At 68.3% G+C, this 26,199-nt stretch carries 24 protein-coding genes; 3 read left to right on the forward strand and 21 right to left on the reverse strand.

Annotated elements, in window-relative coordinates:
- Window positions 1–133: 133 nt before the first annotated feature.
- The 7 genes from QO259_RS10675 to QO259_RS10705 all read right to left on the reverse strand — a co-directional run bounded on the left by QO259_RS10675 (window position 134) and on the right by QO259_RS10705 (window position 10,035).
- The gene (locus QO259_RS10675) at window positions 134–3,898 is read right to left on the reverse strand and encodes a coiled-coil domain-containing protein (protein WP_285949967.1); all 3,765 of its coding nucleotides are present in this window, start codon (window positions 3,896–3,898) and stop codon (window positions 134–136) included.
- On the reverse strand, window positions 3,895–4,836 hold the full coding sequence (locus QO259_RS10680; RefSeq protein WP_285949968.1) for a hypothetical protein: 942 nt from the start codon (window positions 4,834–4,836) through the stop codon (window positions 3,895–3,897). Before QO259_RS10680 ends, QO259_RS10675 begins: the two co-directional genes overlap by 4 nt.
- A gap of 2 nt (window positions 4,837–4,838) precedes the next feature.
- The gene (locus tag QO259_RS10685; protein ID WP_285949969.1) at window positions 4,839–6,251 is read right to left on the reverse strand and encodes a hypothetical protein; all 1,413 of its coding nucleotides are present in this window, start codon (window positions 6,249–6,251) and stop codon (window positions 4,839–4,841) included.
- A gap of 247 nt (window positions 6,252–6,498) precedes the next feature.
- Complete coding sequence (locus tag QO259_RS10690; protein ID WP_285949970.1) at window positions 6,499–7,134, reverse strand: glutathione S-transferase family protein; 636 nt, start codon at window positions 7,132–7,134, stop codon at window positions 6,499–6,501.
- A 36-nt stretch (window positions 7,135–7,170) separates the two neighbouring features.
- The gene (locus QO259_RS10695; protein WP_285949971.1) at window positions 7,171–7,890 is read right to left on the reverse strand and encodes a helix-turn-helix transcriptional regulator; all 720 of its coding nucleotides are present in this window, start codon (window positions 7,888–7,890) and stop codon (window positions 7,171–7,173) included.
- An 8-nt stretch (window positions 7,891–7,898) separates the two neighbouring features.
- Window positions 7,899–9,584 carry a SulP family inorganic anion transporter gene (locus tag QO259_RS10700; RefSeq protein WP_285949972.1) on the reverse strand — a complete coding sequence of 562 codons (1,686 nt, stop codon included), beginning with the start codon at window positions 9,582–9,584 and terminating at the stop codon, window positions 7,899–7,901.
- A 190-nt stretch (window positions 9,585–9,774) separates the two neighbouring features.
- Window positions 9,775–10,035, reverse strand: a complete 261-nt coding sequence (locus QO259_RS10705) for a helix-turn-helix domain-containing protein (protein WP_207037089.1) — start codon at window positions 10,033–10,035, stop codon at window positions 9,775–9,777.
- A 244-nt stretch (window positions 10,036–10,279) separates the two neighbouring features.
- Between QO259_RS10705 and QO259_RS10710 the strand changes: the two genes are divergently transcribed.
- The gene (locus tag QO259_RS10710; RefSeq protein WP_285949973.1) at window positions 10,280–11,266 is read left to right on the forward strand and encodes an aldo/keto reductase; all 987 of its coding nucleotides are present in this window, start codon (window positions 10,280–10,282) and stop codon (window positions 11,264–11,266) included.
- 212 nt (window positions 11,267–11,478) lie between these two features.
- On the forward strand, window positions 11,479–12,669 hold the full coding sequence (locus tag QO259_RS10715) for an amino acid aminotransferase (RefSeq protein WP_285949974.1): 1,191 nt from the start codon (window positions 11,479–11,481) through the stop codon (window positions 12,667–12,669).
- A 119-nt stretch (window positions 12,670–12,788) separates the two neighbouring features.
- On the opposite strand, the gene QO259_RS10720 is transcribed toward QO259_RS10715, so the two are convergent.
- On the reverse strand, window positions 12,789–13,238 hold the full coding sequence (locus QO259_RS10720; protein ID WP_285949975.1) for an EF-hand domain-containing protein: 450 nt from the start codon (window positions 13,236–13,238) through the stop codon (window positions 12,789–12,791).
- 113 nt (window positions 13,239–13,351) lie between these two features.
- Window positions 13,352–14,164 (reverse strand): 2,5-didehydrogluconate reductase DkgB, encoded by an 813-nt coding sequence (gene dkgB, locus QO259_RS10725; protein ID WP_285949976.1) that lies wholly within the window; start codon window positions 14,162–14,164, stop codon window positions 13,352–13,354.
- Window positions 14,165–14,290: 126 nt separating this feature from the next.
- Here dkgB and QO259_RS10730 point away from each other — a divergent pair, with 126 nt between their 5' ends.
- The gene (locus tag QO259_RS10730; protein ID WP_285949977.1) at window positions 14,291–15,412 is read left to right on the forward strand and encodes an NAD(P)/FAD-dependent oxidoreductase; all 1,122 of its coding nucleotides are present in this window, start codon (window positions 14,291–14,293) and stop codon (window positions 15,410–15,412) included.
- Between the two features lie 134 nt (window positions 15,413–15,546).
- Here QO259_RS10730 and QO259_RS10735 read toward each other — a convergent pair whose 3' ends face one another.
- The 12 genes from QO259_RS10735 to QO259_RS10785 all read right to left on the reverse strand — a co-directional run bounded on the left by QO259_RS10735 (window position 15,547) and on the right by QO259_RS10785 (window position 26,193).
- The gene (locus QO259_RS10735) at window positions 15,547–16,128 is read right to left on the reverse strand and encodes a YceI family protein (RefSeq protein WP_285952765.1); all 582 of its coding nucleotides are present in this window, start codon (window positions 16,126–16,128) and stop codon (window positions 15,547–15,549) included.
- A gap of 63 nt (window positions 16,129–16,191) precedes the next feature.
- The gene (locus tag QO259_RS10740) at window positions 16,192–16,746 is read right to left on the reverse strand and encodes a cytochrome b (protein WP_285949978.1); all 555 of its coding nucleotides are present in this window, start codon (window positions 16,744–16,746) and stop codon (window positions 16,192–16,194) included.
- 152 nt (window positions 16,747–16,898) lie between these two features.
- Complete coding sequence (locus tag QO259_RS10745) at window positions 16,899–18,101, reverse strand: O-succinylhomoserine sulfhydrylase (protein WP_285949979.1); 1,203 nt, start codon at window positions 18,099–18,101, stop codon at window positions 16,899–16,901.
- Between the two features lie 69 nt (window positions 18,102–18,170).
- Window positions 18,171–19,700, reverse strand: coding sequence for an amidophosphoribosyltransferase (gene purF / locus QO259_RS10750; RefSeq protein ID WP_285949980.1), 1,530 nt, complete (start codon window positions 19,698–19,700; stop codon window positions 18,171–18,173).
- A 28-nt stretch (window positions 19,701–19,728) separates the two neighbouring features.
- Window positions 19,729–19,992: a hypothetical protein gene (locus QO259_RS20280; protein WP_353057278.1), complete on the reverse strand. Its 264-nt coding sequence runs from the start codon at window positions 19,990–19,992 to the stop codon at window positions 19,729–19,731.
- Complete coding sequence (locus QO259_RS20285) at window positions 19,989–20,339, reverse strand: CvpA family protein (protein WP_353057279.1); 351 nt, start codon at window positions 20,337–20,339, stop codon at window positions 19,989–19,991. The genes QO259_RS20280 and QO259_RS20285 overlap by 4 nt, the downstream gene beginning before the upstream one ends.
- Window positions 20,339–21,070 (reverse strand): SPOR domain-containing protein, encoded by a 732-nt coding sequence (locus tag QO259_RS10760; protein ID WP_207037075.1) that lies wholly within the window; start codon window positions 21,068–21,070, stop codon window positions 20,339–20,341. Before QO259_RS10760 ends, QO259_RS20285 begins: the two co-directional genes overlap by 1 nt.
- An 84-nt stretch (window positions 21,071–21,154) precedes the next feature.
- Window positions 21,155–22,423: a bifunctional folylpolyglutamate synthase/dihydrofolate synthase gene (locus QO259_RS10765; protein WP_285949981.1), complete on the reverse strand. Its 1,269-nt coding sequence runs from the start codon at window positions 22,421–22,423 to the stop codon at window positions 21,155–21,157.
- Between the two features lies 1 nt (window position 22,424).
- Window positions 22,425–23,354, reverse strand: coding sequence for an acetyl-CoA carboxylase, carboxyltransferase subunit beta (gene accD / locus QO259_RS10770; protein ID WP_285949982.1), 930 nt, complete (start codon window positions 23,352–23,354; stop codon window positions 22,425–22,427).
- A gap of 106 nt (window positions 23,355–23,460) precedes the next feature.
- A complete protein-coding gene (gene trpA / locus QO259_RS10775) occupies window positions 23,461–24,288 on the reverse strand; it encodes a tryptophan synthase subunit alpha (protein WP_285949983.1) in 828 nt (275 codons plus the stop codon).
- A gap of 14 nt (window positions 24,289–24,302) precedes the next feature.
- Window positions 24,303–25,574, reverse strand: coding sequence for a tryptophan synthase subunit beta (trpB, locus tag QO259_RS10780; protein WP_502949109.1), 1,272 nt, complete (start codon window positions 25,572–25,574; stop codon window positions 24,303–24,305).
- Window positions 25,528–26,193, reverse strand: coding sequence for a phosphoribosylanthranilate isomerase (locus QO259_RS10785; RefSeq protein ID WP_285949985.1), 666 nt, complete (start codon window positions 26,191–26,193; stop codon window positions 25,528–25,530). Before QO259_RS10785 ends, trpB begins: the two co-directional genes overlap by 47 nt.
- Between the last annotated feature and the right edge of the window lie 6 nt (window positions 26,194–26,199).

Genomic DNA, 26,199 nt, shown 5'->3' on the forward strand with positions numbered 1-26,199 from the left:
CGCCTTCTCGCGGGCGCCGACATCGCGGGCCTGGCGCTCGCGGTTGCGCGCACGCTCGCCCAGATTGAGCCCGCCCAGGCCATCGAGCAGGGTCTGCTGACAGGTCTCGAACGCCGCCGGGTCGAAGGCATCGCTATCGTCCGGGTCGAGTGAGGCGTGCGCCCAGCGCCGCCAGTCGGCCAGGGCGGCATCGAGGCGTTCGGCTTCGGCGTGGTCCTGCGGCCAGCCGGCGCCGGGGTCGGCCAGGGCGCGCTCGGCCCAGCCCTCGGGCAGTTGGCGCAGCACTTCGAGCCAGGCCACGGCGAGCTGGTCGGTGATATTGAGCGCCTGCTGATGGCGTGCCAGGCGGCTCTCCAGCGCCTCCTGCTCGCGGCCGTTGTGGCGGCGTTTGTCGCGGGTCTCCTTGAGCGTCTGCTTGAGCCGCCCAATATCGCGCTCCAGGGTGCGGTTGCCGCCCTTCTCGTCGCGCACGTCGAGGAAGGCACGGATGCGCTCGAAATCGAAGTCGGCGCGCCGGCTGGCAGCGGTCAGAGCGGCCTGCAGCGCAGCCTCGCGCTGCTCGGCCTGCTGCATGAAGACCGGGCCGTCCTCGGCGACGAACGCCGCCAGGCGGCGCAGACGCTCGCGCTCGCCGTCGGCGAACAGCTGGCGCAGCTGCTCGCGGTGGCTGTCGCGGCGCGCGTCCAGCGCCTCGCTCTCCAGCGTCAGCTCGGCCAGGGTCTCCTCGAGTTCCGCCGCCTCCTCGGCCACCGCGGCGAGGCTGGCGTCGATCTCCTCCAGACGTTCGACACCGCCGGCACTGGCGAAGCGCTCCGCTGCCAGCCAGCCTTCGCCGTGGGTTTCGAACTCCCGCGCCAGACGTTCGCGCTCGGGGGTATGCTCGGCCAGGCGCTCCTCGACCTGGGCGCGCGCCTGACGCGCCGCGGCGAGCGCCGCCTCCCCCCTCTTCGAGGAAGCGCTGGTAGTCGTCGATCGCCTTCAGCGCGGCCTCGCCGAGGCGCGGCGTCAGCGCCTCCTGGTCGGCGAGGAGGCAAGCCTGGCGCTCCTCCAGGGCCGCCAGTTCCACCGCTGCCTCGCGGCTCACGGCCTCGGCTGCGCGCAGCGCCAGAGCGAAGCGTTCGCCGTGCGGGTCGAGACGCTCGATCTCGGCGCCCAATGCCGCCAGGCGCTGGTGGTCGATCTCAAGACGCTGCTGGGTCTCGTCGCGCAGCGCAGTGAGATAGGCCGGATCGAGCGCGGCCTTGACCGCCAGCGTCTCCACGCCCTGGATCGCCCCCAGCGGCAGCTCGCCGCGGGCCAACGTGGCACGCAGCCGCTCGCCTTCGAGCACCGGCACCCCGCAGCCCCCATCGATCAGGCACTGCGCCGCCTCGCGCGCCGCGTCCTCGCCCTCGACCACCGGCGCGAACAGCTGCCCCGCGGCCTGGGCCAGCCAGTCGCGACGCACCTGGGTGTCGGCCTCGGCCGCGGCCAGCACCTCATGCAGCGGGCGGAAGGCGATCTCGCGCGCCTCGAGCAGGCGCTGCGCGTCACTCTCGGCCGCCAGCCGCGCCAGCGGGTCGCCGCTCAGGCTCTGCAGATAGCGCTCGCGGGCTTCGATCGCCTCTTCGAGCCCTTCACGCTCGCGCAGCAGCCGCGGATAGCGCGCCTTGGCATCCTTGAGCCACGCCTCCGGCGACTGCTCGCTGCAGTCGCCGAAGTCCGCCTGCGCCTGCACCAGACGTTCGAGCTCGCCGCGCTGCTGGCTCAGTTCGTGCAGCCGGTCCTGACACTCCCGCGACTGACGGTAGAGCGTATCGCGCAGATGCACCGGCGCGGCGTCGGCATGCCAGTGGCGGTAGCGCTCGGCGGCGTCTTCCAGCGGCGCCAGACGCCCCAGGCGCGCGTCGAGATCGGCCAGCTCGCGCCGCGCATCAGCCAGGATCTGCTCGTGCTCGCTCAGTGACGCGCGCCGCGCGTCCCAGAAGCCGATCGCCGAGTGCGCCGGCCACTGTTCATTGAACGCCTGCCACGCCTGACGTCCGGCGGCCAGCGGCGCCAGTTCGCCCTCGAGGCGCTGGCGCTGCTCGCGCCGCGCCTGCAGCGCTTCACGGGCCCGATCACGCTGCGCGTTGAGATTGGCGGCCTGGGCGTCCCACTCGCCGAGTTCCGCTTCCAACGTCTCCTGGCGCTCCTGTTTGAGGGCCAGCACCGCTTCCGGCGTGGCGCCGGGATGTTCGCGTTCGAAGTCCGCGTACCACTGCGCCGGCTGCTTGAGCTCACCCATGCGCCCGAGATGCTCGGCATGCTCGCGGCGCGCCTGTTCCAGCGCCTCGCGGGCGGCCTCACGGGTCGCCTCGGGCGTCTCCAGCTCGGCTTCGCTGAACAGCCCCTCGGCAAGCGCCTGGGTGTAGACGCTCTGGTTGTCGATAAAGTCGCGCTGACGCGACTCCAGCTGCTCGCGCTCCTGCTCCAGGCGCTCCAGCGACTCGTCGAGCTGTTCGGCGTCCAGCCGCAGCGAACGGCGGTACTCGCGGTCGGCGATCACTTCTTCGCGGAAGCGGTTGCCGTCGAGGCCCTCGAACGCCTCGGCGGCCTCGTCGAGCACGCCCAGGGCGCGGTAGCGCGCGGCGTCATCGGCGAAGGCGTGGCTGTCGGCGAGCCAGGCGCGTGCCTGATCGAAGGCGACATGGCCAATGTCGCGGGCCACGATCCAGCTCGCCTGGGGCAGATGCACCAGGCGGCGGTGGGTGTCGACCCGCGCCCCGCGCTCGGAGAGCGCCAGGCGCACGTTGCGCTCGGCCTGCCGGCTCAGCTTGGCCAGCAGCCAGGTGGAGACCCGCGGGCGCTCGGTGTCGCCGATCGCCCAGGCCAGCCCGCTCGCCGCCTCGGCGACGCCGGCTTCCAGCGTCTCGGCATCCTCGCGCTGGCCCGGCAGCCCCGGCAGCGGCGCCAGCGCCTGGCCGCCGAGCAGCCGCTCGGCCTCGAGCAGCGAGGCGTCCAGCGCGGCCAGCTGGCGTCGCGATTCGAGCAGGCTCTCGCCCTCTTCGTTGAGGGTGGCGAGCCGCTCGACCTTGTCGTCGGCGCGCTGCTGATCGCTTTCGGCCTCGGCCAGGCGGTGGCGCAGCTCGGTGATGCGGGTGCCGGAGTTGAGGATGACGTCCTCGATCAGCTCCTCTTCCTCGTCGGTCTCGCCGCGGGTGGCCCCGGAGAGAATCTGCGGCGCCAGCACTTCATAGAAGAATGCCTGATCGGCCTTCTCGCCGGCGCGTGGCTTGATCGCGTTGAAGATCTGGCTCTTGTCGGCACCGCCCTCCTTCTGGAACGCCGCCAGCTGGGCCAGCTCGCGCCGTGAGATGTGCACCCCTACCGCCTCCAGCCACTCTTCGCGGTTGGTGGCGCGGGTGACCCCGTGGGCGCGCATCAGGCTCTGGAAGTCGGTATTGGCGTAGAGCGCCAGCTTGCCGTCACGGGTGATATGGTGCACCGGCACGTCGGAGAGCTGACCCGGGTAGTGGTAGAACACCAGGCCGCTGCCGTCGCTGTAGCCGTACATGCCGAAGACGAAGGTCTCGCCGGCGACCTCTTCGCCGGCCACCGCGAGCATGTCGTCCTGCTGGGTGCTGCCCTGCTGGGCGCGGAACTCGACCCGCAGATGGGTCCAGCTGCGCGCTTCACCGGCGACCTTGGAGGGCGAGCACTTGCGCCGCGTGCGCGTGAGCAGCTGGCGGTCGCGCGAGAGCATGCCGATCAGCGCCTCGGCCATGGTGGTCTTGCCGAAACCGTTCTCCATGCTGATCGCGCTCGACTGCCCGCGCAGATCGATCAGCAGGTGGCGCATCTTGGCTTCCCACGGCGAGGCGATATCACCGTGCTTGTTGAGCAGGTTGGCGATCTCGATGCGGTGAATGACGCTCATTGACGCGGCTCCTCGTCTTCCTGGTCCCCGGGGGCCTTGTCTTGCAACCCGGCGGCTGCGGCCTCGTCCTCCTCGGTGACTGGCTCGTCATCTGCCATGGTGTTCGCCTCACCTTCTTCAGCGGCGCTCGACTGGGAGTCTGCCTCGACGTCAGGCGTCTCCGCCGTCGCCAGAAGACGCTCGCCGTCGCTACCCTCGGCGGCGGTCAGTTCGATCAGATGGGTCAGGTGGTGGACGCCGATCTGCTCGGCCTCGAGCGCCCCCAGCAGCGTCTGCTGCCACACGTCCTCGTCGCCGGACTCGCGCACCAGGTCGAGATGCCCGGCGCGTACCAGCAGATCGATGAACGCCTTGACCCGGCGCGGGATATCCTCGCCGCGCTCGTCGAGCAGCACCCGGCTGTTCTCCGGGGCGCTCTCGCCCAGCCCGCGCAGGATCTCGAGCTGATCGCGTACCAGCTCGACCAGCTCACGGGTGACGAAAGTCGCCTCCTGATAGCGGCTGACATCGGAGAGCGCGCGGTTGAGGCGGGTGTAGATCAGGGTGTGCAGCAGCAGCCACAGCTGCAGATACCACAGCGCCAGCTCGGCGCGGCTCTCCTGGCGCAGCTTGAGCGCCTCGAACACCGCATCGCGGGTATAGAGCGGCGGCTGCTCCAGCTCCGGGTCCGGCAGCAGCGCGAAGAAGCGCGAGCCCGGCGCGATACCGGGATAGTCACCGGCCTCGAACACCTTGAGACGCATGCCCTGGCCGGCGAGAAAGTCGCGCAGCGCCTCGCGCTCGCTCTCCTGGGCGTCGTCGATCAGCGCGCAGACATCACGCTCGGAGAGCTGACCCTCGCGCGCGGCACGCCGCTTGCGGCCACCGCTGGGGACGCGCTCGGCGGTGCGATAGCGCAGCAGGTAGGCGACCACTTCGCCCATTTCCATCATGTTCATAGTCAAACGTCCTGGTCTGGCAGCGTCGTCTCGCGTACGCGCAGCGACGGTGTGACGGCGCCTTCGATCCGGCGCCCGTCGGGCAATTCGATGGCGAAGGGCGTGTCGTCGATCCCCACGCTGAGCTGGTCGTCGAGCAGTTGGGTATCGACGAAGGTGTTGAGCAGCTGGGGCAGACAGTCGAGCGCTTCGTCGTCGAAGCGGTGCCAGCCCTCGCGCAGCGCCTCGGGCAGCGACAGCGGCGCCTGGCGCAGACGCTGGCGCAGCGCCGGGCCGCGCGCCTTGAGATAGCGCGCCAGCAGCGGATCGGCCCCGGGCCGGTCGCCGGCCTCGTCGAACACCAGCGCGGCACCGCTGCGCTCGGCGCGGCGGGTCTCCACCAGCGGCAGCAGCGTCTCCACCCGGGGCATCGCCACCTGCGTGCCCAGCGGCATCATGCGCGCCACTACCGCGTCCTGCAGGCGCTGCGGCGGTGGTGCCAGCAGCAGGCGCTGGGCCAACCCGGCGAAGTCGATCACGCCCATCGACTGGATGCGCCCCTCGGCGATGTCGGAGAGCAGCTCGGAGAGGCGCCGCGACAGGTTCTCGATGGCGTTGAGCACGCGTCCGATCGCCCCCGAGAGCATGCGCAGGTCCCACTCCGTCTCCTGCTGCTCGGCCCAGTGGGCAAAGTGCTCGGCGACGCCGGGGGCAGCGAGCTGGGCGCGGGCACTCAGCAGGGTGTTCTGGATCGTGCTCAGGGCGTTGTGGTAGTGGCGCTCGTTCTCCTCCAGCGCCGCCAGCTTGCCCTCGTGGGTGGGGTTCTCGCGCACCCGGCGCAGCTCCTGGGTCAGCGCACGGATCGCCATCAGGATCTGCTGGGTGATATCGGGCACCCGGGCGTAGTCGCCCCGCGACAGCGCCGCCACCACCTTGGCCGCGTCATACTCGGAATAGAGCAGATCCTCGACCTGACTGGCCAGGGTCACCGCCTGGCGCCCACTCGGGGTGAGACGCACCTGGCCGGTCTGTCCCTGCTTCTCGATCAGCGCGGTGCGCTTGGTACTGCGCACGCTGCGATCGCCCGGGGCCAGCTCGTCGCCGGCGGGCCCGGCCTGCCACTCGCGATAGTGGATCTCGCTGGGGGTGGCGAGCAGATTGATCACGAAACTCAGATCGTCCGCCGGCAGCGACGGGTACTCGCCGCGCAGATGCGACAGGCAGCGGCGCTGGGTGACGAAAGCGCTGTTGGTGGCGAAATCCACCTCGAGCAGGTAGTCGAGCAGCAGGCAGCCCAGATCGAGCCAGTAGCCGTCACGCAGGCCGCGCCGCTGCTCCTGGGTGACCTGGACGAAGGGCGACCCCGGCTCGTGGGCACTGTCATGCAGATCGAGCAGCCGCGTCGTCGCGACCAGCAGCTTGTTCCAGGCGGTCATGTCGACTCCAGACAGGAAAAACCGCACCCGCCCATGGCGCTGCCGCGGGTGCTCGTGAAGCGCCGCATTATGCCAAGGTTACGGTTTCAGGTCATGACGATCCGGGTAACGGTGCGCTTACCGACTCGAAGCGCGCCGCCCCTGCTGATCGCCGCCGCAGACGGGTGACTCCACCTAGCCGAGGTGATGGACGCTATGCCGCCAGGCCTGTCGGGAGCGGGGCCACTGAGACAGTAGCCCCGCATCTCTACAGGGCTGTCGGGTCAGACGCGGCCATCAGCTCGGCAATTCTCGCCTCGGCCCGCTTTTTGGCGGGACGCTCCAGCAGCGGGGCGACGTAGGCGTCGAATTCCGGCCGACGCGGAATCGCGTCGAACGTCATCCCGAAGTTGAGCAACGACACCAGATAGACGTCCGCCGCACTGAAGCGCTCACCCGCGACAAAGGCGCGTCCGGCCAACCAGCCTGCCAGTACGTCATAGGTCATCTCGAACGACCCGTAGCCGGACTGTCGCTGCATCTCGGGGGTATCGGCTTTCCAGCCGACGGCATGGTCGGACATGGCCGGTTCAGCACAGGCAGCGGTGAAGAAAAGCCAGCGGTAATAGTCGCCACGCGCAGCCGATATCGGCGCCAGGCCAGCCTCGGGGAAGGCGTCGGCCAGATAGGCGCAGATCGCCGCCGCTTCGGTGACCACGACACTGCCGTGACGAATGGCGGGCACCTTGCCCATGGGATTGATGGCCAGGTAATCGGGCGCTTTCATGGTGGCGCCGAAACTCAGCACTCGGGTCTCGTAAGGCTGGCCGACTTCCTCCAGCATCCATTGCACCGTATTACCGCGTGACTGGGGGTTGGTGTAGAAGATCAATTCCGGGCTCATGGTGTTCTCCTGGCGTCTGGTGGGTGTCAGGAGACTCTAGCGCTCACCACTGTCAGTTTTTGTCAGTAGCGTTTTGCGCCACTCCTTCATCATCTGGTGACGCCGCCTGGGGGTTCTCTCGGGCAATATGCTGGCCCCGAGGATGCGATCGATGCGGAAGTGACGATAGGCATTACGCAGCTCACACCAGGCGGTCAGCACCCGGATCGAATCGAAGAAACCCACGTTCACCGGCCACACGATCCGTTCTGTCCTCGCCCCTGTCTGGTCGGTGTAATCCAGAGACAGTTTGCGCTCCTCGTTCAGAGCCTGACGAATCAGGGGCAGGTCTTCCCGCGTCGAGGGCTCCCAGTTGGGGACGATAACCAGGGCATCGTCCTCGAAACGATGGCGCAATGCCGCGGGCAGAACCGCTTCGATCTTGGCCATGGCCTCCCGCGCCGCCAGCCCCATGGGCCCGTCGGTACGCTCTCCGGCCCATTTGAGGCCCAGCGCCAGCGCTTCGATCTCCTCGGCCGAGAACATCAGCGGCGGCAGCAGGAAGCCGGGATTGAGCACATAGCCCACGCCCGCCTCACCGTCGATCGACGCGCCTTGCTGGCGCAGACTGGCGATATCTCGATAGAGCGTACGCACGCTGACACCGGTCGCCTCGGCCAACACGCTGGCGCTCACCGGGCGACGATGACGACGCAATACCTGCAACAGGTCGAACAGACGTTCGGAACGGGACATATCATCACCCAGGATGGACAAGCGTGCCGTCAGCCGCGCAGCTTCTTCACCGCTGCTTCGATGGAGCGTTCATAGCGCACCAGCGGTGGCCGCACGCCGTTGGCGAACAGTACCCGGCGCATGTCACTGCGGGTGCCGGTCAGGGCGATGCGGATACCGGCACGGCGCGAGGCGCTGAGTACGCCCTCCAGGGTACGGGCGGCGCTGACATCGATGAAGGGCACCTCGGTGAAGTCGAGAATCAGCCCGCGGTGGCGATCGGACACCCGCGAAAGGATCGACTCGATCGAGGTGGCGGCGCCGAAGAACCAGGCGCCGGAGAGCCGATAGACCACCAGCTCGGGATCGGCAGGCGAAAGCCCCGGGTCATGGTAGTCCAGGCTCGCGTCGGCCACGTCCTCCGGCACCCAGGGCATCTGCGCCGCCCCCACGCTGTGCGACATGCGCTGGATGAACAGCAGCGCACCGAGCAGCGTGCCGGCCAGAATCCCCTCGGTCAGGTCGCGGAAGACGGTCAGCAACAGCGTGATCAGCAGCACCGCGGCATCGCCCCGCGACGCCCGCAGCAGGCTGGCGAAAGCGTGCTTCTCGACCATGTTCCAGGCCACCACCGCCAGCACCCCGGCCAGGCTCGCCAGCGGGATGTAGTTCAGCAGCGGCGCCGCCACCAGAATGAACAGCAGCAGCAACAGCGCATGCAGCATACCGGCAATCGGGCTTACCGCGCCGGCGCGCACGTTGGTGGCCGTGCGCGCGATGGTGCCAGTGACACAGATACCGCCGAACAGCGCCGAGGCGATATTTGCCGCGCCCTGCGCCACCAGCTCGCAGTTGGCGCGATGACGCCGCCCGCTCATGCCGTCCGCCACCACCGCCGAGAGCAGCGACTCGATCGCCCCCAGCAGGGTGAAGGCCACGGCGCTGGGCAGCACCTCGATCACCTGGTGCCAGGAGAGTGCCGGCAGCGACGGCATCGGCAGCGTTTGCGGAATCCCGCCGAAGGCGGAGCCGATGGTCGCCACCGGTAGATCCAGCAGCGTCGCCACCACCGCCGACACCGCTATCGCTACCAGCATGCCCGGCCAGCGCGGCCGCCAGCGTTTGATCACGACGATGCTCGCGATGGTCGCCAGCGCCACCGCCAGGGTGACCGGGCTGACCGTGGGCAACGCCTGCCAGATCGCCGGCAGCTTCTCCAACAGCGGGCCGGGCTCCTGCCCGGCGAAGGTCAGCCCCAGCAGCGGCTTGAGCTGGCTGGCGAAGATGATCAGCGCGATCCCGGCGGTGAAACCGACCGTGACCGGATAGGGAATCAGACGAATCAGACTGCCCAACCGCAGCCAGCCGATCATCGCCAGCATCACCCCGGACAGCAGCGTGGCCAGCAGCAGCCCGGCCATGCCATAAGCCTGTACGGTCGCCGCCACCAGCACGATGAACGCGCCCGCCGGCCCGCCGATCTGGAAGCGGCTGCCACCCAGCAGCGAGACCACGAAACCACCGACGATCGAGGTGTAGAGCCCCTGAGCGGGAGAGGCGCCGGAAGCCATCGCAATGGCCATCGACAGCGGCAGTGCGACGACGGCCACGGTCAGCCCGGCAACCAGGTCGGCGCGCAGCTTGGCGAGCCCGTAGCCTTCGCGCAGGACGGTCACCAGCTTGGGTGTGAACAGCGCCGCGAAACCCGGCGCCTTGGCGGTGCGGACATGCTTCATGGTGGGCGAGGCCTCTAGCGTCGAGCGTGGAAGGTGATATCGGCGGGATCAGGCGCTGTCTGAAAAGTCGACGAGCGAAGGCCAGGCAAGGCAAAAATCGGCGAAAACGCGGAGTTTACGGGGTGTAAATGAGCATTTTGAGTCGATTTTTAACGCCGCATGGGTGAGCGCAGTACTTTTCAGACAGTGCCTAGGGCCCGCCGGGCGCGGTCTTGAGACGCACACCGCGCCCGCTGGCCTGGCTGATCGCCTCATCGCCGATCAGCTCGACACCGGCACGCTCCAGCGCCTCCACTACCTTGGTCAGGCTACCGATGACGCCGCGCACGGTGCCGGGGCTGGCTTCCATGCGCTGGATGGTGGGTACCGAAACGCCCGCCAGCGCCGCCAGGGCACGCTGATCGATGCCCAGCAGGGCGCGGGCGGCACGCATTTGAGGACCGGTGATCATGGCACGCTCCACCCATTGAGACTTGATACGCACTCAGTCTAAAGCATCGATAGTCGTTTCTAAATATCTTTAATGATATCTCAGATATCAGAATAGACTTTTTTTCACTACCTATCGGGTGATCCCTCGTCCCCTGAGGCTCCGCGTTAGTCAGGCCTTGCGCTATGCGCTAGGTAGGTCTCGCACCACGCGCTATCCGCTGGCTGCTAAGTTGGAAGGCGTACACGCATTCGGGAGCCCCATCATGCAATATCGTCGTCTCGGCCAGACCGGCCTCAAGGTCTCTCCACTGTGTCTCGGCACCATGACCTACGGCACGCCACGCTGGCGCGACTGGGTGCTCGACGAGGCCCAGAGCCGGCCCTTCATCCAGCAGGCGCTGGAGGCCGGAATCAACTTCTTCGATACCGCCGACATGTACTCCGACGGCGAGTCCGAGCGCGTGGTGGGCAAGGCGCTCAACGACTTCGCCCGGCGCGAGGAGGTCGTGGTGGCGACCAAGGTCTACAACCCCACCGGCAACCGCTCGCCCAACGAACGCGGGCTCTCGCGCAAGCATGTTCACCACGCCATCGATGCTTCGCTCGGCCGGCTGGGGATGGAGTACGTCGATCTCTACCAGACCCATCGCTGGGACTACGACACCCCCATCGAGGAGACCATGGAAGCGCTGCACGAGGTGGTCAAGGCGGGCAAGGCGCGCTATATCGGCGCCTCCAGCATGCACGCCTGGCAGTTCGCCAAGGCGCAGCACGTCGCCGAGCGCAACGGCTGGACGCGCTTCGTCACCATGCAGCCGATGGTCAATCTGATCTACCGCGAGGAGGAGCGCGAGATGCTGCCGCTGTGCCGCGACCAGGGCGTGGGCGTGATCCCCTGGAGCCCGCTGGCGCGCGGCATTCTCGCCGGCAGCAAGGCGGTGGGCAGCGAGGGCAGCACCACCCGCGCGCGCAGCGACGAGCAGATGCGCGCCTGGAACCTGGGCCAGGATCGAGACGCCCCGGTGATCGAGGCGCTGGGCCAGGTGGCCGCGAAGCGTAACGTATCGCCGGCCCAGGTCGCCCTGGCGTGGCTGTTGCAGAAACCCGGTATCACCGCGCCGATCGTCGGCGCCAGCAAGGCGCATCATCTCGATCAAGCGCTGGGCGCACTCGATATCACCCTGAGCGAGGACGAGATCGCCGCGCTGGAGGCTCCCTACGTGCCCCACGAGGTGGTCGGCTTCAGTTGAACCGAGCTCGGCGCTCGACGCCAGTGGGCACTGAGAGTATCGCAGGCTCGGGGCAGCGCCAGCGAGTGGCGCGGGCGCAGGCGCGGTGGCATCATGAAACCGGGCGCCCCGCGAGGTCGCCGATCCACCGCTGAATTTGTACGATACGCCAGGCCGGTTACACCACCGGCCTATCACCATGGCCGCCAGAATCGACGAGGTAGTGCACGCCAATGTTTGAGAAGATCGAGCGCGTTCCCGGGGATGCCATTCTCGGGTTGATCGAAGCCTACAACCAGGATAGCAATCCGCAGAAGGTCGATCTCGGCGTCGGCGTCTATCGCGATGCCCACGGCCATACGCCGATCATGCGCGCCGTGAAGCAGGCCGAGGCGTATCTGCTGGAGCACGAGCAGACCAAGAGCTATATCGGCTCGCACGGCGATCCGCGCTACGGCAAGGTGCTGCTGCCACTGGTGCTGGGCGCCGACTCCCCCGTGCTGGCGGCCGATCGTGCCAGCGCCACGCAATCCCCGGGCGGTACCGGCGCCCTGCGGCTGGCGGCGGACTTCATCAAGTCGAACCTGCCGGGCAAGCGCATCTGGCTCTCCGACCCCACCTGGCCCAACCACCTGGGCATCTTCGACGCCGCCGGCATCGAGATGCGCAAGTACCCCTATGTCAGCGCCGACAACCGCCTCGACTTCGACGCCATGCTGGCGACGCTCAAGGAGGTGCCGCAGGGTGACGTGGTGCTGCTGCACGCCTGCTGTCACAACCCCTCGGGCTTCGATCTCGACCGCGAGCAGTGGCAACAGGTGCTGGAAGTGGTCAAGTCGCGCGGCCTGCTGCCGCTGGTGGACTTCGCCTACCAGGGCTTCGGCGAGGGTCTGGAAGCGGACGCCTACGGCGTGCGGCTGATGGCCGAGAACCTCGACGAGGTGCTGATCACCAGCTCCTGCTCGAAGAACTTCGGCCTCTACCGCGAACGCACCGGCTGCCTGATCGTGATCGCCAAGAATGCCGAGCAGATGCAGAACGTGCGCTCGCAGATGGCGATCGTGGCGCGCGAGAACTACTCCAACCCGCCCTCCCACGGCGCGGCCGTGGTCACCGAGATTCTCGAGTCGGCGGAACTGGCCCGGGTATGGCGCGAGGAGCTGACCGAGATGTGCGACCGTATCAACGGCCTGCGCAGCGATCTGGTCACTGCGCTTGCGCCCTACGGTCTCGACAAGCGCTTCGCCCACGTCGCGGCTCAGCGCGGCATGTTCTCCTACACCGGGCTGAGTGCCGAGCAGGTCAAGCGCCTGCGCGACGAGTTCAGCATCTACATGGTCGGCTCTGGTCGCGCCAACGTGGCCGGTTTCACCAGCGAGAACCTGCCCTACGTGGCCAAGGCGATCGCCGCCGTGGTCGACTGACGGAGCCGAGACAGCAGCGGTACCGAAATCGCATCAACGCAGAACGCCCGGCCACTGGCCGGGCGTTTTCGTTTTGCGCTATCGGTAGGGAAACCAAGATACGGTAAGCGCACGCCGGGTCACTCGGTGGGCGCGAGGGTATCCGAGCCCATCGCCTCGCGGAAGCGCTGATGGGTAATGCCGCCGGCCTCGGGGTCGGCGAGCCGCTCGAACAGCGCCTGCTGATTGGCGCTGACCGCTTCGTCACGGTCGATGACGCCATCGTTGTCGACGTCGAGCTGGTCGAAGCTCAGCGCATTGGGGCGCTGATCCACCGGTGTCTGGGCGCCGCCGTCGGTAAAGGCGGCGTTGTCGCGCCCCACCCCGCCGGACTTCTCGATCGACTCACGGTCCACTTGGGACGCATTGGCCGGCGGCTGCGGCTGGCCGCTGTCGGCCTTCACCCTCAGGCTCGAGTCGTCGCCGCCTGTGGCGCTGTCAGCCGTCTGCGCCAGGGCCGGCAGCGCACCGCCCGCGGCGAGCAAGCCGATACCCAGACCCAGGGCCCAGGGACGTGTCCAAGAACGCATGGCAGATCCTCTCAAGACGATGTCTTGTTGAGACCTCGGTCGGGCAAAAAAATTCGCGCAGCGTCCCCCTCGCACCCGGCGGCCCGAGGGGGTCGATACTATCTGAGGCGGGCTTACTCGTCCCAGGCCGGGGCAAAATCAGGATCGGCAATCCGCTCGCCGCGATCGAGCCCATCGATCTCGGCGATCTCGGCATCGCTCAAACGAAGCTCCAGCGCCTCGAGATTGGCCTTCTGGTGCGCCGGCTTGGTCGACGACGGAATGACGATGATATCGCGGGCGGCGACCCAGGCCAGCGCGATCTGCGCCGGGGTCACCGCATGGCGCTCGGCGATGCGCTGGAGCACGTCATTGTCCATTACCCGGCCCACCGCCAGCGGCATGTAGGCGGTCACCTCGAGCCCCTTGGCCTGACAGTGCTCGACCAGCGCACGGTTGGCCAGAAACGGATGCACCTCGATCTGATTGGTCACCAGATGCTCGCCGCCGGGCAGCGCCAGGGCCTGGTCGATCTGCGCGATGGTGAAGTTGGACACCCCGATATGCCGGGTCAGGCCGCGCTGGCGACAGGCGTCGAGCGCGCCCAGATAGTCCGCCATGGGCACCTTGTCTTCTGGCGAAGGCCAGTGAATCAAGGCCAGATCGACCTGATCGAGACCAAACGCTTCGAGACTCTGTTCCAGGCTGGCGGTGAGCGCCGCCGGCTCGAGCTGATCCCACCAGATCTTGGTGGTGATGAAGAGCTCGTCGCGGGGAATCCCGCTCTGGCGCACCGCCTTGCCCACCGCCGCCTCATTGCCATACATCTGGGCGCTGTCGAGATGGCGGTAACCGAGGTCGAGCGCCGAGGTCACCGAGTCGATGACCGCCTGCTCCTTGAGACGATAGGTTCCCAGACCCGGCTGCGGCAGAAGATGACGTGACATGAAGCTACTCCTCGAATCGTGCGGGGGGTAAGAAAACCAGCGAAAAGCGGTGCCCGCCTCGCCCGCATTCGGGCACCGTGCCTGACCATGCTAGACTCAAGTTCGGTTTTCTGCCCGGATCGAGGCATGTCAGACGCCACGCCCTCCTCTCCTCGCCAGCAGCTGCTTCTCGTCGGCAATGGCGATGCCCACCTGCATGTCGCCAGCCACGCGCGCGAGCTGGCGCAGGCGGGTATCGACGTCACCCTGATCACGCCACAGCCGTTCGCTTTCGCCGACTGGCTGGGCGGCATGCTCGGCGGCGAGTGGCAGCTCGACGACGTGCGCCTGCCGGCGGCACGCATCGCCGCCCACGGCGCCACCCATGTCGCCGCCAGCGTGGTCGCCGCCGACCGCGGCAACCGCCGGGTGACCCTGGATGACGGTCGGCGCCTCGACTACGACTGGCTGTCGATCGATCTGCCAGCGGTGGTCGACGCCCAGGCCATTCCCGGCTTCTACACCGCCCAGGGCGTCTACGGCGCCAGCGCCGACTCCCTCTGGGCGCTGCGCCAGCAGCTCGAGAGCGAGCTGGCCGACCCGGCCCGGCGTCTGCCCAGTGTCGCGGTGCTGGGCGGCGGTGCCCTGGGGGTGGAGCTGGCGGCCAACCTGCTGGCGCTGGGGGAGCGCTACGGCCGCCCGCTGCCGGTGGCGCTGATCGGCAACGAGCGCCAGCCGCTGCCCGACGCCTGCCGCCGCGCCAATCGCTGGCTGACCCGGCGCCTGCAGCGGCGTGGTTTGCGCCTCGAGCTGGTGGCCACGGCAGCGCGCTACGAACGTGACAGCCTGATCCTCGACGACGGTACCGCCGTCGACGCCGACCTGCTGCTGGTGGTCGAGGCGCTGCGTCCGCCGCCGGCGTTCGCGGTCTTCGGGCTGGCCCATGACGCCCAGGGCCGGGTGGAGGTCGATCCGCGCCAGCGCAGCCGCGAAGATCCGCGGGTGTTCGTCAACCAGGCCAGCGCCCCCGGCGAGCCCACTCGCCGCGCCACCCGCGAGCGCGGCGCCAACCTGCTCGCGGCGCTGCTGGCGCTGGGCGATGCCCCCACCCAGGCGCGGCCCCATGCCAGCCAGTGGAAGGCACTCAATCTGGGCGATCTGCGCGATATCGCCTGGCGCGGCTCGCTGTGGTGCCGCGGGCGTTGGGTACGCCGGCTCAAGCATCGCCGCGACCGCCGCGAGGTGGCGCGCTATCTGGACGACGCCTGACCCGATCACGTCCACGCCGGCGCTCGCGCCGACATCCAAGGAGATTGCCGCACAAAAACGCGACCCCGGCACGGGGCCGGGGTCGTTTCAGCGAACAGCCACCGCACGCCAGCGCGGTGGTCCAGCGTCATCGCCTATTGGCGGATGCCTTCGAGTACCACGTAGAGATCCACGCTGCGCATCGGCTCCGGGAACTTGCTCATGTCGATATCGAAGTCGGCCAGGTTCAGTGTGGTGGTCGCCTCGAAGCCCTGGCGATAGCCGCCCCAGGGGTCGTCGCCGCCGCCGATGTGATCGACGTCGAAGGTCACCTCACGTGTCACCCCGTGCAGAGTCAGTTCCCCGGTCATCTCGCCCTCTTCGCCATCGTCGTCGATCTGGAAGCTGGTGGATTTGAAGCTGGCCTGCGGATACTTGCCGGCGTCGAGGAAGTCGCCGCTCAGGATGTGCTTGTCACGCTCGGCGTGATTGCTGTCGAGGCTGTCGACGTCGACCTTGACCGCCACGCTGGACTGCTCGGGAGCGTCGGGGTCATAGCTGAAGTCGCCACTGAACTGCTTGAAGTCCCCCAGAATATAGGAGTAGCCGAGGTGGCTGATCTTGAACTGGATGAAGGCGTGCTGGCCTTCGCTGTCGATCTTGTAGTCGGCGGCCTGGGCCTGAGCCAGCGGTAGTACGGCAGCGACCAGGGCGGCCAGGGCAGTCTTCTTCAGCAGCATACGAGAGTCCTCGAGGATTGGGCTCTTGGGGGTGGAGTGAGCGCCGGTGGCGGCCAGCGCTCAGCGACGCCGCGCGGCGCGCGTCGTCAGCATTCGGGTCAAGGTGTCCTGACGGTCGAACCAGTGGTGCTTGAGCGCGGCCAGGGTATGGCCGACGGCGAGAATCACCAGCGCCCAGGCGGCGTACCAGTGCACGCTACCCGCCAGCACCGCCTGATCCGGCAGCCCCGAGATCAGTGCCGGCACGCTGAACCAGCCGAACACGCTGATGCCCTGGCCCTCGGCGGTGGAGATCAGATAGCCCGAGAACAGCACCACGAACAGCAGCAGATAGAGTAGCCCATGGCCGGCGTGGGCGGCACGCCGCTCGAACACGCTGCCGTAGGCGCGCGGGGTGGGCTGGGTCAGGCGCCACGCCACCCGCGCAAGACTCGCGGCCAGCAGCAGGATACCGATTGATTTATGCCACCACGGCGCCAGATGATACCAGGTGTCATAGTAGCCCAGGCCGGTCATCCACCAGCCCAGCGCGAACAGGCCGAGCACCGCCAGCGCGCTGAGCCAGTGCAGCGCGATGCTGATCCTGCCCCAACCGCTGTGAGAATTGCGCCACATCGCTCTGCCCCCGGTCCACGTTTCGCCTCAGCATACGGGGAATGACGCACGCCGACAGCCAGAGCCAGGGAAAACGATTGATGACGGAAAGGAAACGATAGATACGAGAAAGCCCGCCGTAGCGGGCTTTTCGGTCAACTACCCCGGCTGACTTACGCCAAGGTATCCAGGCCTCGGGCCAGGTCAGCCTGCAGGTCTTCCAGCGTCTCCAGCCCCACCGCCAGGCGGATCAGCCCGTCATCGATGCCCGCGGAGGCGCGCTGGGCATCGCTCAGACGGCCGTGGGTGGTGGTCCCCGGATGGGTGATGGTGGTCTTGACGTCACCCAGGTTGCCGGTGATCGACATCACCCGGGTGTGGTCGATCACATGCCAGGCGGCCTCGCGCCCGCCGGCGATCTCGACCCCCATGACCGCGCCGAAGCCGAGCTGCTGGCGCTGGGCCAGGGCGTGCTGGGGGTGGCTGGCGAGACCGCTGTAGTGGACCCGCGCCACCGCCGGCTGCTGCTCCAGCCACTCGGCCAGGGCCTGGGCATTGCGACTGTGGGCGTGCATGCGCAGGCTCAGCGTCTCCAGCCCCTTGAGGAAGATCCAGGCGTTGAACGGGCTCATGCACGGGCCGCAGGTGCGCACCACACCGAACAGCTGCTCCAGCTCCTGGTTGCGGCCGACCACGGCACCGCCGATCGCCCGCCCCTGCCCATCGAGATACTTGGTCGCCGAGTGGATCACCAGATCCGCGCCCAGCGCCAGCGGACGCTGCAGCGCCGGGGTCAAAAAGCAGTTGTCGATCGCCAGCCAGGCCCCGTGGCGGTGGGCCAGCTCGGCCAGCTGCGCGATGTCGACCAGCTCGTTGAGCGGATTGGAGGGCGTCTCGGCGAACAGCAGCTTGGTCTTGGGCGTGATCGCCGCTTCCCAGCCGGCGAGATCGTTGAGCTCCACATAGCGCGGCACCACACCGAACTTGGCCAGGTACTTGTCGAACAGCGCAATGGTCGAGCCGAATACCGAGCGCGACACGATCACCTCGTCACCGGCCTGCAGCAGCGCCAGCACGGTCGAGAGGATCGCCGCCATGCCCGAGCTGGTGGCGACGCAGCGCTCACCGCCCTCGAGCGCCGCCAGGCGCTGCTCGAAGTTGCGCACGGTGGGGTTGGTGAAACGCGAATAGACGTTGCCGGGCTCCTCACCCTTGAATTTGCGCGCTGCCTCGGCGGCGCTGCCATAGACGAAGCTCGAGGTGGGAAAGATCGGCTCGCCGTGCTCCTGCTCATGGGTGCGTTCATGGCCGGCACGGATCGCCAGGGTCTCGAGGCCGAGCGAGAGGTCGTCGTCCGGGGCGTCATCTAGGGGCATGCGGGTACACTCCTGAATATCGTCTAGGTCCAGACTGAGGCGGCCCCGCCGGTGGCGGGGCGCACCGGTTCAGTCGTCCGAGCTGTCGTTGTGCAGGTCGACCACCGCATTGACACGCTCGCGGCTCTCCTTGGCCGCATCGCTGCGAGCGGCCTCGAGCGCGGCGAGATAGGCCTCGTCGATATCGCCGGTGACGTAGCTGCCGTCGAACACCGAGCAGTCGAAGTCGTCGAGGGCCGGGTTGACCTCGCGGCAGGCCGCCTTGAGATCCTCCAGATCCTGATAGATCAGGCGGTCGGCGCCGATCAGCTCACCCACCTCGGCGTCGCTGCGGCCATGGGCGATCAGCTCGGAGGCCACCGGCATGTCGATGCCGTAGACGTTGGGGTAGCGCACCGCGGGGGCGGCAGAGGCGAAGTAGACCTTGTTGGCGCCGGCGTCCCGGGCCATCTGGATGATCTGCTTGCAGGTGGTGCCGCGCACGATCGAGTCGTCCACCAGCAGCACGTTCTTGCCGGCGAACTCGCTGCCGATGGCGTTGAGCTTCTGACGCACAGACTTCTTGCGCTGGGTCTGCCCCGGCATGATGAAGGTGCGGCCGATATAGTGGTTCTTCATGAACCCTTCACGGAAGGTCACCCCGATGTGCTGCGCCAGCTCCAGCGCGGTGGTGCGCGAGGTGTCGGGGATCGGGATCACCACGTCGATGTCGTGCTCCGGCCATTCGCGCTGGATGCGGTCACCGAGCTTGCGCCCCATCTGCATACGCGTGCCGTAGACGTAGGCACCGTCGAGCTTGGAATCCGGGCGCGCCAGATAGACGTGCTCGAAGATGCACGAGGTCAGCCGGGGGCGATCGGCGCACTGCTGGGTGTGCACATTCTTGTGCATGTCGACGAAGATCGCCTCGCCCGGTGCCAGATCGCGCACCAGCTCGAAGCCGCTGACATCGAGTGCCACCGACTCGGAGGCGATCATCACCTCCTGACCCGGGCGCCCTTCGGCGTCGACGCCCTCGCGGGTGCCGTAGACCACCGGGCGGATACCGTGGGGGTCACGGAAGGCGACCAGCCCGAAGCCGCTGATGATGGCGACCGCGGCATAGCCACCGCGGCAGCGCCGATGCACCCGACGCACCGCATCGAAGATGTCCTCGGGGGTGAGGTAGAGCCCCTGCTTGCCCAGCTCGTGGGCGAACACGTTGAGCAGCACCTCGGAGTCGGAGCTGGTGTTGATGTGGCGCAGATCGGAGGAGAACAGCTCCTGCTTGAGCTGGTCGGAGTTGGTCAGGTTGCCGTTGTGCGCCAGCGTGATGCCGTAGGGCGAGTTGACGTAGAACGGCTGCGACTCCGCCTCGCTCGCCGAGCCCGCCGTGGGATAGCGCACGTGGCCGATCCCCAGATTGCCCTGGAGACGCTTCATGTGGCGAGTGTGGAAGACATCCCGCACCAGCCCGTTGTTCTTGCGCAGCAGAAACCGACCGTCATCCCAGGTCATCATGCCGGCGGCGTCCTGTCCGCGGTGTTGTAAAACCGTCAGCGCGTCATAGATCGACTGATTGACCGCTTCATTGGCCATGAGGCCCACGATACCGCACATGCCGCCTTACCTCGCTTGATTGCGCCCCTCAGGGCGCCGGTTGCGCGGCCGGCGCGCCACCCGGAGGTGGCACGGCGCGGCCGCTCTGCTCGACTGTCGAAGTCGTCGTACCGGGCAGCGTCAGTGGCAGACGCCGCATGGCGTCCTCCGCCTGCGACGCATCCACGTTCCAGCCCTCGAGCTGAACCACCGCCCAGGCCCGCAGCGATTCGAACGCCGGGCGCAGCTGGGCCTGCTGCCAGGCGCTCAGCTGAGCCAGAGGGGTCAGCCCGATCACCACGGTGGCGATCACCAGGATCGCCGCCCCCGGGCCAGGCCGAAGCAGGCCCCGGCGACCCGGTTGAAAAAACCCATCCCGACCCACTCGATCGCCGCGTTGAGCAGTCGGATGACGAAGCCACACACCATCACCACGACGAAGATCACCAGGACGAAGCCGAGGACCAGGCGCGCGTCCGGGTGTGAGATGTAGGGTTCGAGCATCTCGCCCAGCGGCTTCGCGAAAACCCGCGCCGCGAGCAGTGCGACGATCCACGCCCCCAGGCCCAGCGCCTCGCGTACCAGGCCGCGCATGAAACCTGCCAGCATCGAGATCGTCAATACCAGCAGGAAGGCGTAGTCGAGCCAGGTGAGAGTCATCAGCTACCCGGTTTGCGAATCAAGAGTCCCGACAGGTTGGCGGACTGCTTGAGTTCGGCGCGCGCCTTCTCGCCCGCCTCCGAGGAGGCGAAGGGCCCGACATAGACCGAGGTCAGGTTGTTGTCGCGCGGCTGCGAATAGGCGGCGAAGCCCTGCGCCTTGAGCTTGGCCGCGAGCCGCGTGGCGTTGTCCTTCTGACCGAAACTGCCGACCTGCACCACCCAGCCGCCATCCTTGCTGGCGGCGGTACGCGCAGGCGTGCTGGGCGCCGGTTCGGGCTTGGCCGGGGCCGGCTTGGCGGCCGGCGCCTGGCGCTCGGCCGGCTGGCTGGTGTCCGACTGCGCCAGCTCGGCGATCGGGTCGGTGCGCGGCTGGGTCGCCTGCGAGCCACCGCCCGTGGTGGCCGCGCCGCTGCCGCCGCTCTGGCCGGTGTCCGCCGACTGCCCGAAGCTGTCGTCGTCGCCTCCGCCTAGCTGGGCACGGGTATCGGGCTCGGGCACCGCGCCGGTGTCGCCGCTGCTGTCGCGCTGAGCCACCGAAGCGGGTGGCTGCGGGGCCTCGATGATGCGCTGGCGCGCCTCTCCCCCATCCACCGGCTGCTCGATCACCATCACCGGCTCCGGGCCCTGCTGACGCGGCTCGGGGTCGTCGAACAGCATCGGCACGAAGATCGCGCCCAGCGCCACCAGAATGACCGCACCACTGATCCGTTCACGCCATCCGTACTTCATGAGACCTCCTCAAGCGGGCCTGTTCGAACTCCGGTCATCCATTGGCCGGAGCGATGAAAAATGCCGATCCGGTACACCGCGCCCTCAGTCGAGCGCCGTCAGCGCGCCGAGGGCTTCGGCCACCGTCAGGAAGGAGCCGCATACCAGCACCTCCTCGTCGGCGCCGAGCCGCTCGCGCAGCCACGCCACGCCGGCCGCCGGCGAATCGCAGCGGGCCAGCAGCGGCGCCCCGGCGGCCTCGATCGCCTCTCCCAGCTTGGCCGCCGAGCGCCCGCGCGGGCCGTCGAGCCCGACCGCGACCCAGGCGTCGACCGCCGGGCCGAGGGCCGCGATCAGCGCTTCGGCGTCCTTGTCGCCGAGCACGCCGAGCAGCCCGATGCGCCGTGTCGGTCGCGGGCGCGCCGCCAGCCGCTCGGCCACATAGGCCGCCGCGTGGGGGTTGTGCGCCACATCGAGACACCAGTTGCCCAGCCACTGTAGACGCCCGGGCAGCGATACCGTGGCGAGCGCTTCGCGCACGGCATCGCCCTGCGCGGTGACGCCGAGCAGCGTCAGCACCTGCAGCGCCACCGCGGCATTGTCCAGCGGCAGGCCCGGGTCGGGCAAGCTATCGAACTCATAGCGCTGGCCCTCGGCGTCACTGCCCTGCCACTGCCAGCCGCCATCGCGTGCCTCGGGCGCGAACGCCTGGCCCAGCCAGTAGGCCGGCGCTGCCAGCGCCTCGAGGCGGGCCGAGACGCTGGCGGGGAGCTGGCGACTGCCGAGCACCGCCGGGCGCCCCTGACGCAGGATGCCGGCCTTCTCGAAGCCGATGCCCTCGAGATCGTCACCCAGGAAGTCGGCATGGTCATGGGCGATGGTGGTGATCACCGCGATATCGGGGTCGACCACATTGACCGCGTCGAGGCGCCCGCCCAGCCCGACCTCCAGGATCGCCAGCTGCGGCTGGCGCTCGGCGATCGCCCACAGCGCCGCCAGGGTGCCGGCCTCGAAGTAGGTGAGACTCACCGCCTCGCCCGCCAGGCGTGCGGCCTCGACCCGCTCGAAGCCCGCGACCAGCAGCGCATCGTCCGCCGGCTCGCCGTCGAGACGCAGGCGCTCGTTGTAGCGCAGCAGATGGGGAGAGGTGTAGCAGGCGGTGGAGAGGCCGTGGCACGCTGCCAGGCGTTCGAGCAGCGCCACCGTCGAGCCCTTGCCGTTGGTGCCGGCCACGGTGACCACCTGCCCCGCCAGCGGCCGCTCGTTCAGCCCCAGACGCGCCGCCACCTCAGCGACTCGCTCGAGGCCGAGTTCGATGGCGACGGGATGCTGGCGCTCGAGTCGCGCCAGCCATGCATCCAGCGCCGCGGACATCTCAGCGCGACGCCTGGGAGGCGTCGGCCTCGTCCGGCAGCGGCGAGAAGTCCGCCTCGGCTTCACCACCCAGTGACGGCTGGTGGGTGAGGATACGCAGCACGTTGCCCAGCCGCGCCCGCAGCTCGGGGCGCGCGACGATCATGTCGACGGTGCCGTGCTCGAGCAGGAACTCACTGCGCTGGAACCCTTCCGGCAGCTTCTCGCGCACGGTCTGCTCGATCACCCGCGGGCCGGCGAAGCCGATCAGCGCGTTGGGCTCGGCGACATTGAGATCACCGAGCATCGCCAGCGACGCCGAGACACCGCCGAACACCGGATCGGTCAGCACCGAGATATAGGGCACCCCAGCCTGCTTGAGCTTCTCCAGCGCAGCGGACGTCTTGGCCATCTGCATCAGCGAGAACAGCGCCTCCTGCATGCGCGCGCCGCCGGAGGCGGCGAAGCACACCAGCGGGATCTCCTGCTCCAGCGCCAGGCTCGCCGCGCGCACGAACTTCTCGCCGACGATCGCCCCCATGGAACCGCCCATGAACGAGAACTCGAACGCCACCGCGACCACCGGCAGACCGTCGAGAGTGCCGCGCATGGCGATCAGGGCGTCGTTTTCGTCGGTCTCCTTCTGCGCCGCCGAGAGACGATCCTTGTACTTCTTCGAATCGCGGAACTTGAGCCGGTCGCTCGGCTGCAGGTCGGCGGCGATCTCCTCACGTCCTTCGGCATCGAGGAACCAGTTGAGCCGCTTGCGTGCCGTGAGTCGCAGGTGGTGCTGGCACTTGGGGCAGACGTTCTGGTGTTTCTCCAGCTCGGGGAGATAGAGCACCGAATCGCAACTCGGGCACTTGCGCCACAGGCCGTCGGGCACGCTGGCGCGGCGGTCGTTACGCTGGGTGCGGCTCATCGACGGGACGATCTTGTCTAGCCAGCTCATGTCGGGAGAGATTCCATCAGTTTAAGGAAACGGGTCCGCGCCGGCGGTCAGCCACACGCCGGCGCGACACGGAAAGCGCAGATGATACCAGAATGCCCTGCGCAGCTCAGGCGCGCGCGTCGCGATCCAGCGCCTCGCGCATCTCGCCAAGGATCTCGCGCAGCGCCTGCGGGATCGTCTCGGGGCTATCGGCGCGTTCGGCGATACGTCCGACCAGGGCGCTGCCGACGATGACCCCGTCGGCGACGCGCCCGATAGCCGCCGCGGTGGCGCCGTCACGGATACCGAAGCCGACGCACAGCGGCAGCTCGGTGAGCGCACGCAGGCTCGCCAGCTGAGCCCCTACGGCCTCGGCATCGAGGGTCGCCGCGCCAGTGACGCCCTTGAGCGACACATAGTAGAGATAGCCCTGGCCGTGGTGACAGATCGTCGTTGCGCGCTGCTCGGAGGTGGTCGGCGCGAGCAGGAAGATCGACTGCAGACCGTGGTCGGCGAACAGCGCCGCGTTCTCGCCCATCTCCTCCGGCGGCATGTCCACCGCGAGCACGCCGTCGACGCCGGCATCCCGAGCCTGACGCGCGAAGGCCGCATAGCCCATGCGCTCGATCGGGTTGAGATAGCCCATCAGCACCACCGGGGTCTCGCTGTCGCGTTCACGGAACGCCGCCACCATCTCCAGCACGTGGCTCAGCCGCGTGCCGTGGACGAGCGCGCGCTCGCACGCCTTCTGGATCACCGGGCCGTCGGCCATGGGATCGGAGAACGGTACGCCCAGCTCGATCACATCGGCCCCCGCCTCGACGCAGGCGTGCATGAAATCGACGGTGTGCGCCGGGGCCGGGTCACCGGCGGTGATATAGGGAATCAGCGCCTTGCGCCCCGCTGCCTTGAGCGCGGCGAAGCGCCGGTCGATACGATTCGCGTGTTGGTTCATGTCGGTCCCCGCCGTCAGAATTCGATGCCGTCGATCTTGGCCACGGTATGGATGTCCTTGTCACCGCGCCCGGAGAGGTTGACCACGATGTGCTTGTCCTGCGGCAGGCTGGCGGCCAGCTTCTTGGCGTGGGCCAGCGCATGGGCCGACTCCAGCGCCGGCATGATGCCCTCGACCCGGGTCAACTCGCGGAAGGCAGCAAGCACCTCGTGGTCGTCGGCGGCGACGTACTCGACCCGCCCGACATCCTTCCACAGCGCGTGCTCCGGGCCCACGCCGGGGTAGTCCAGACCCGCCGAGACCGAGTGGGTGTCGGCGATCTGGCCGCCCTCGTCGGACATCAGATAGGTGCGGTTGCCGTGGAGCACGCCGCGCGGCGCGTTGGCGGTCAGCGGCGCAGCGTGGCGGCCGGTGGCGAGGCCATCGCCGCCGGCTTCTACGCCGTACATGGCAACCTCTTCGTCTTCGACGAAGGGATAGAACAGGCCCATGGCGTTGGAGCCGCCGCCGACACAGGCGACCAGCGCATCCGGCAAGCGCCCGATCTGCTCCAGCGACTGGCGCCGCGCTTCGCGGCCGGCCACGGCGTTGAAGTCACGCACCAGCATCGGATACGGATGCGGACCGGCCACGGTGCCGATGATGTAGAAGGTATTGTCGACGTTGGTGACCCAGTCGCGCAGGGCCTCGTTCATGGCGTCCTTGAGCGTGCGCGAGCCGGACTCCACCGGCACCACCTTGGCCCCGAGCAGGCGCATGCGGTAGACGTTGAGCTTCTGACGCTCCACGTCCTCCGCGCCCATGTAGACCTCGCACTCGAGCCCCAGACGCGCGGCCACGGTGGCGGTGGCGACACCGTGCTGACCGGCACCGGTCTCGGCGATCACCCGCGGCTTGCCCGAGGGCTTGGCCAGCAGCGCCTGGCCGATGGTGTTGTTCACCTTGTGCGCGCCGGTATGGTTGAGATCCTCGCGCTTGAGCCAGATCTGGGCACCGCCGATCTCGCGCGACCAGCGCTCGGCATGATAGAGCGGCGACGGCCGGCCCACGTAGTGGGTCAGGTCACGGTCGAACTCGGCCTGGAAGTCGGGGTCGTGCTTGAGGCTCGCATAGATCTTGTCGAGCTCTTCCAGCGCGAAGCTCAGCGTCTCGGAGACGAACCGCCCGCCGTAAGGGCCGAAGTGGCCGCTCGCATCGGGCAGTTGCGTCAGGTCAGAAAATCGGCTCACGAGTGGACCCTCATGGTGTCGCTGCGTGGATGGTGGTCGCGCCGGCGGCGCGGACATGCTGGCAGAAGGCTTGCATGCGCTCGGCATCCTTGATGCCGTGGCACGCTGCGCCGGTATTCGAGCGCGCCTCGACGCCACCGGAAACGTCGACCGCATAGGGCGCGACGCGGGCGATGGCGGTGGCGACGTTGTCCGGCGTCAGACCACCGGCAAGGATAACAGGTTTGCCCAGATCACCGGGAATGCGCGACCAGTCGAAGGTCTCGCCGGTGCCCCCCGGCACCCCGGGGCGGTAGGCGTCGAGCAGCAGCGCGCCGGCGCCGGCGTAGCGCTGGGCAGCTCGCCTCAGATCGAGGTCGTCGCGCATGCGCAGCGCCTTGATCCAGGGCTTGGCGAAGCGCGCGCAAAAATCCGGCGACTCATCGCCATGGAACTGCAGCAGGTCGAGATGAGGTAGCGCCGCCTCGACGCTGGCCGCGTCGGCATCGACGAACAGCCCCACCCGGGTGACGAAGGGCGCCACCTCGGCGCTGAGCGCCGCCAACCGCGAGGCATCGATGGCACGAGCACTGCCCGCCCACAGTACGAAGCCCAGGGCGTCGGCGCCGCAGGCCACGGCGGCGTGAACATCCTCGCGCCGAGTCATGCCGCAGATCTTGATTCTCACCCGACTCATGGCGTC

Origin of the sequence: Salinicola sp. JS01 (assembly GCF_030284585.1) — a bacterium.
Lineage (GTDB): Bacteria > Pseudomonadota > Gammaproteobacteria > Pseudomonadales > Halomonadaceae > Salinicola.

What these genes read in the sequence shown, in the direction of transcription:
- purF (WP_285949980.1), bottom strand. Translation starts at nt 19,700, where the DNA reads ATGTGCGGTATCGTGGGCCTCATGGCCAATGAAGCGGTCAATCAGTCG.
- QO259_RS10785 (WP_285949985.1), bottom strand. Translation starts at nt 26,193, where the DNA reads ATGAGTCGGGTGAGAATCAAGATCTGCGGCATGACTCGGCGCGAGGAT.
- QO259_RS10740 (WP_285949978.1), bottom strand. Translation starts at nt 16,746, where the DNA reads ATGTGGCGCAATTCTCACAGCGGTTGGGGCAGGATCAGCATCGCGCTG.
- QO259_RS10680 (WP_285949968.1), bottom strand. Translation starts at nt 4,836, where the DNA reads ATGAACATGATGGAAATGGGCGAAGTGGTCGCCTACCTGCTGCGCTAT.
- QO259_RS10730 (WP_285949977.1), top strand. Translation starts at nt 14,291, where the DNA reads ATGTCAGACGCCACGCCCTCCTCTCCTCGCCAGCAGCTGCTTCTCGTC.
- QO259_RS10765 (WP_285949981.1), bottom strand. Translation starts at nt 22,423, where the DNA reads ATGTCCGCGGCGCTGGATGCATGGCTGGCGCGACTCGAGCGCCAGCAT.
- QO259_RS10705 (WP_207037089.1), bottom strand. Translation starts at nt 10,035, where the DNA reads ATGATCACCGGTCCTCAAATGCGTGCCGCCCGCGCCCTGCTGGGCATC.
- QO259_RS10760 (WP_207037075.1), bottom strand. Translation starts at nt 21,070, where the DNA reads ATGAAGTACGGATGGCGTGAACGGATCAGTGGTGCGGTCATTCTGGTG.
- trpB (WP_502949109.1), bottom strand. Translation starts at nt 25,574, where the DNA reads ATGTCCGCGCCGCCGGCGCGACCACCATCCACGCAGCGACACCATGAG.
- QO259_RS10710 (WP_285949973.1), top strand. Translation starts at nt 10,280, where the DNA reads ATGCAATATCGTCGTCTCGGCCAGACCGGCCTCAAGGTCTCTCCACTG.
- QO259_RS10685 (WP_285949969.1), bottom strand. Translation starts at nt 6,251, where the DNA reads ATGACCGCCTGGAACAAGCTGCTGGTCGCGACGACGCGGCTGCTCGAT.
- accD (WP_285949982.1), bottom strand. Translation starts at nt 23,354, where the DNA reads ATGAGCTGGCTAGACAAGATCGTCCCGTCGATGAGCCGCACCCAGCGT.
- QO259_RS10745 (WP_285949979.1), bottom strand. Translation starts at nt 18,101, where the DNA reads ATGCCCCTAGATGACGCCCCGGACGACGACCTCTCGCTCGGCCTCGAG.
- QO259_RS10675 (WP_285949967.1), bottom strand. Translation starts at nt 3,898, where the DNA reads ATGAGCGTCATTCACCGCATCGAGATCGCCAACCTGCTCAACAAGCAC.
- QO259_RS20285 (WP_353057279.1), bottom strand. Translation starts at nt 20,339, where the DNA reads ATGACTCTCACCTGGCTCGACTACGCCTTCCTGCTGGTATTGACGATC.
- QO259_RS10720 (WP_285949975.1), bottom strand. Translation starts at nt 13,238, where the DNA reads ATGCGTTCTTGGACACGTCCCTGGGCCCTGGGTCTGGGTATCGGCTTG.
- QO259_RS10690 (WP_285949970.1), bottom strand. Translation starts at nt 7,134, where the DNA reads ATGAGCCCGGAATTGATCTTCTACACCAACCCCCAGTCACGCGGTAAT.
- dkgB (WP_285949976.1), bottom strand. Translation starts at nt 14,164, where the DNA reads ATGTCACGTCATCTTCTGCCGCAGCCGGGTCTGGGAACCTATCGTCTC.
- trpA (WP_285949983.1), bottom strand. Translation starts at nt 24,288, where the DNA reads ATGAACCAACACGCGAATCGTATCGACCGGCGCTTCGCCGCGCTCAAG.
- QO259_RS10700 (WP_285949972.1), bottom strand. Translation starts at nt 9,584, where the DNA reads ATGAAGCATGTCCGCACCGCCAAGGCGCCGGGTTTCGCGGCGCTGTTC.
- QO259_RS10715 (WP_285949974.1), top strand. Translation starts at nt 11,479, where the DNA reads ATGTTTGAGAAGATCGAGCGCGTTCCCGGGGATGCCATTCTCGGGTTG.